Source organism: Pseudomonas sp. GXM4 (genome assembly GCF_008923895.1).
GTDB lineage: Bacteria > Pseudomonadota > Gammaproteobacteria > Pseudomonadales > Pseudomonadaceae > Aquipseudomonas > Aquipseudomonas atacamensis.
Genome location: NZ_WBRZ01000361.1, coordinates 1 through 4,513, shown reverse-complemented (window position 1 = coordinate 4,513; position 4,513 = coordinate 1). Strand labels below are relative to the sequence as shown.

Sequence of the window (4,513 nt, the reverse complement as noted above, 5' to 3'; positions counted from 1 at the left end):
AACGCCCGATCCGAACATCGACAAACCCACCCTGCCGTACACCGAGCCGACACCAGTGCCCGAGCAAGAGCCGCCAGGCACCACGCCACCGCCGAAAGAAGAGCCACCGAATACGATGCCACCAGTGATCGTCTGACCCCTGCCCCCTGATCGTCCCCATGCTCCGCGTCTGATCTGATCGTTCCCACGCGCAGCAAAGGAATGCAGCCCGGGACGCTCTGCGTCCCATCCAGAGCCGAACGCGGAGCGTCCGTTGAAGCATTCCCACGCGGAGCGTGGGAACGATCATCAGTTGGCGCTGAGTCAGAGGTGGTCATTCTTGTCGACATCCTTTTCGAACACTCTCACCACGTAAGGCATCACGCTGAAGATCGCCAGCGCCAGAATGGTACTGAGCAATGCCGTCGCTTCCTTGCCCAGCCCCGCCGCCACGCCGATCGCCGCCGTCATCCACAATCCAGCTGCTGTGGTCAGGCCTTTGACATGGGATTCGTCGCCCTGCTGATTTTTCAGAATGGTCCCGGCGCCGAGAAAGCCGATCCCGGCAATCACGCCCTGCAAGACCCGACTCATGGCATCGGATTCTGCGCCCGAGGTCTGCGGCACCAATACGAATAGCGCAGCACCCAATGCCACCAGCATGTGCGTGCGCACGCCCGCTGCCTTGCCTTTATGCTCGCGCTCGAAACCGAGTATCCCGCCGAGAATCGCCGCCATCACCAGGCGTACGGTGATCCGGGTCATTTGCGAGGCATCACCGATATCTGCGAACTCGGCTTGCATCGTGGCCCACACTTCATCCCACCAGTCTTCCATCGTGCCTCCCTTGTTATTGGCTTGATAAGCGATGGACAACAGCGACCATTAATCGGTTGCGCAGAACGATCGGCGCGCTGCGCTTCCTAATATGCAGACCTCCCTGGAACAAGGACTGCCGCCATGCCCGTTCGAATCGATGAATCCAACCCCGAGCAGAAAGTGTGTTTTTTTACCGTCGAGCATGGTGAGGAAATTCGCATCTGCGACACCCTTGAAGTCCTGACCGACAGTGACAAAGCCATGTCGTTCGTGGAAATCGAAGGCAAACGCACCTACATCACCGAAGCAGAAGCCGATGCCTTGACCGTCGCCGGGGCCAAGGACGGGCGCAAACATCTGAAGGCCGATGACAGTGATTCGGTGGTTTGATTGATCTCGATCAACACCCGACGGAGACGCCTGCAATAGGCGTTTGCGCCTTGCCTGACAGGTTGCTTCACGTTGTCGCAGGCATTGCGCCAAACCTCATCTGATCCGCTTTTTATTGCCAAACCTGAGTCTGTTCTGCAAACAGATCGGCGCTCATAGTGCATCGGCCTGATGGAGGCTGATGAGCGAACGAACATGAGCGAGCAAATCCCCGTCCGAACCGTAGAAGCATCGCCAACAATAAAAAGCGTACCCGCGCGCCCACTGAAGGCGACTGCCGGATCCACCGACAAGCAGATCCACACCCGCAGTTTCACCGGCCTGTTCCGCAACCTGCGTATGAGCGGTGCCGGACTTCTGTTCGTGCTGTTTTTCGGCACCGTGTGGCTGAACTGGGGCGGTCGGCAGGCGGTGCTGTGGGATCTGGCGGAAAGCAAATTCCACATCTTCGGCGCGACGTTCTGGCCGCAGGATTTCATTCTGCTCTCGGCGCTGTTGATCATTGCCGCGTTCGGACTCTTCGCCATCACCGTGTTTGCCGGTCGCGTCTGGTGCGGTTACACCTGCCCGCAGAGTTCGTGGACGTGGATCTTCATGTGGTGCGAGAAGATCACCGAAGGCGAGCGCAACCAGCGGATCAAACTGCAAGCGGCGCCATGGAACCTGAACAAACTGGCGCGGCGTGCCGCCAAACACACATTGTGGCTGGCGATCAGCGTGATGACCGGCCTGACCTTCGTCGGCTACTTCACCCCGATCCGGCCGCTGGCCGAAGATCTGCTGACCCTGCAGATCGGTGGCGTCAGTCTGTTCTGGGTGCTGTTCTTCGCCGCCGCCACCTACATCAACGCCGGTTGGCTGCGTGAGGCGGTGTGCATGCACATGTGCCCGTATGCGCGGTTCCAGAGTGTGATGTTCGACAAGGACACGCTGACCATTGCCTACGACGCCGGCCGCGGCGAAAACCGGGGTCCGCGCAAGCGTGACGTGCGCCCGGTCGAAGCCGGCCTGGGTGATTGCATCGACTGCCAGTTGTGCGTGCAGGTCTGCCCGACCGGCATCGATATCCGCAATGGCTTGCAAATGGAATGCATCGGCTGCGCAGCATGCATCGACGCCTGCGATTCGATCATGGACAAAATGCATTACCCGCGCGGCCTGATCCGCTACAGTTCCGAGCGCGAATTGCAGGGCGGCAAGACTCACCTGCTGCGTCCGCGTTTGATTGGCTACACGGCGGTGTTACTGGTGATGATTGGAGCGTTAGCACTGGCATTGATCGAGCGGCCAATGGTGTCGCTGGACGTGACCAAGGATCGCGGGTTGTTCCGCGAGAACGCTCAAGGGCAGATCGAGAATATTTATTCGCTGAAAGTGATCAACAAGACTCAGCAACGGCAGGATTACCGGTTGAGTCTGGTTGATGGCGACGGGTTTGAGTTGCAGGGCAAAACAGCATTGAGCCTGGCGCCCGGGGAGATTGTCGATGTGCCGGTGTCGGTGGCGATGACCACCGAGCGCCCGGCGAGCAGTTCGCAGACGTTGAGTTTCAGGATTGAAGACAGTGACGAGCCGCAGGTATACAGCGTGGCGAACAGCCGGTTTGTGGCGCCGATGAATCGTTGAGGAGCTGGCACTGCTGCCCTCACCCCAGCCCTCTCCCGGAGGGAGAGGGAGCCGACCGAGGTGTCTGTCGCTATGCATCGACCTGAAAGACCGAGTCGATTATGGATTCGGCAAAGCACTGTCAGGTCGGCATATTTCATCAGCATCCCCCAATCAGTCCCCTCTCCCTTTGGGAGAGGGTTAGGGTGAGGGCTTCTTCCCTGACACCCCACAAAATCAAGTCCACCAAGGCCCACCGATGAAACGCTACGAAAAATTCGCCGACGACATCGCTGAACTGATCCGCTCCGGGGTCCTCGGCCCTGGCCAGCGGGTACCGTCGGTGCGCTATGCCAGCCAGGCTTACGGGGTCAGCCCGTCGACCGTGTTCCAGGCCTATTACCTGCTCGAACGCCGCGGCCTGATCCGCGCCCGGCCGCGCTCCGGTTACTTCGTCAACGCCCATACACCGAGCACATTTTCCGAGCCGGTGATCAGCAGCCAGGTCAACGAATCCACCGAAGTCGACGTCAGCGAGCTGGTGTTCTCGGTACTCGATTCGATCAAAGACCCCAACACCGTGCCGTTCGGCTCAGCCTTCCCCAGCCCGACGCTGTTCCCGCTGCAACGCCTGTCGCGCTCCCTGGCCAGCGCCGCGCGGGAGATGGATCCGCGCATGGTCGTCACCGACATGTCGCCGGGCAACCCGCAACTGCGCCGACAGATTGCCCTGCGCTACATGGTCGGCGGGCTGATGCTGCCGATGGAAGAGCTACTCATCACCAACGGCGCTCTCGAAGCGCTGAACCTGTGCCTGCAAGCAGTGACCGAGCCCGGCGATCTGGTGGCCATCGAGGCCCCGGCGTTTTATGCCTGCCTGCAAGTGCTGGAGCGCCTGAAGCTCAAAGCCGTGGAAATCCCCGTGCACCCGCGTGACGGCATCGACCTCGGCGTGCTCGCGCAAACTCTGGAACGCCATCCGATCAAGGCCTGCTGGTGCATGACCAGTTTCCAGAACCCAATGGGCGCGACCGTGCCCGAGGCGAAGAAACAGGAACTGGTCGAACTGCTGCGTCAGCATCAGGTACCGTTGATCGAAGACGACGTCTACGCCGAGCTTTATTACGGGCAACAGGCGCCAAAACCGGCCAAGGCTTTTGATACCGAAGGATTGGTCATGCATTGCGGCTCGTTCGCCAAAAGTCTCGCGCCCGGTTATCGCATCGGCTGGGTGGCGGCCGGGCGTTTCGCGCAGAAGATCGAGCGACTGAAGCTGATGACCTCGCTGTGCGCTTCGATGCCGGCGCAAGCGGCAATTGCCGATTATCTGCAACACGGCGGCTACGATCGGCATCTGCGCAAACTGCGTTATGCCCTGGAAGAACAGCAGAGCGCGATGCTCGCGGCGATTGCTCGGTATTTTCCGGCGCAGACCCGGGTCAGCCAGCCGGCGGGCGGCTACTTTCTGTGGCTGGAATTGCCGGAGCAGATGGATTCGCTGAAGCTGTTTCAAATGGCATTGGCGCAAGGCATCAGCATCGCGCCGGGGCCGATATTCTCGCCGACCCAGCGTTTCAGGAATTGCATTCGCTTGAATTACGGCAGCCCGTGGACCGAAGAATCGGAAAAGGCCATGGAGACGTTGGGGCGGATTGTGCGGTCGTTCGGATGATTCTGTGCTGTTTGCACCGGCCTCATCGCTGGCAAGCCAGCTCCCACA

4 protein-coding genes are annotated in these 4,513 nt (G+C 60.1%); 3 read left to right on the top strand and 1 reads right to left on the bottom strand.

Translation table 11 applies throughout. The features are described from left to right. Positions 1-303: 303 nt before the first annotated feature. Positions 304-816 carry an MgtC/SapB family protein gene (locus F8N49_RS25855; RefSeq protein WP_071172355.1) on the bottom strand — a complete coding sequence of 171 codons (513 nt, stop codon included), beginning with the start codon at positions 814-816 and terminating at the stop codon, positions 304-306. Between the two features lie 123 nt (positions 817-939). Here F8N49_RS25855 and F8N49_RS25850 point away from each other — a divergent pair, with 123 nt between their 5' ends. From F8N49_RS25850 to mapR, 3 genes are all read left to right on the top strand, one after another. Then, positions 940-1,188 (top strand): DUF3203 family protein, encoded by a 249-nt coding sequence (locus tag F8N49_RS25850; protein WP_016774630.1) that lies wholly within the window; start codon positions 940-942, stop codon positions 1,186-1,188. A 195-nt stretch (positions 1,189-1,383) separates the two neighbouring features. Next, entirely contained in the window at positions 1,384-2,814 is a 1,431-nt protein-coding gene (gene ccoG / locus F8N49_RS25845) for a cytochrome c oxidase accessory protein CcoG (protein ID WP_151553120.1), read from the top strand. Positions 2,815-3,052: 238 nt separating this feature from the next. Continuing rightward, a complete protein-coding gene (gene mapR / locus F8N49_RS25840; RefSeq protein WP_151553118.1) occupies positions 3,053-4,465 on the top strand; it encodes a GntR family transcriptional regulator MpaR in 1,413 nt (470 codons plus the stop codon). Positions 4,466-4,513 lie beyond the last annotated feature (48 nt).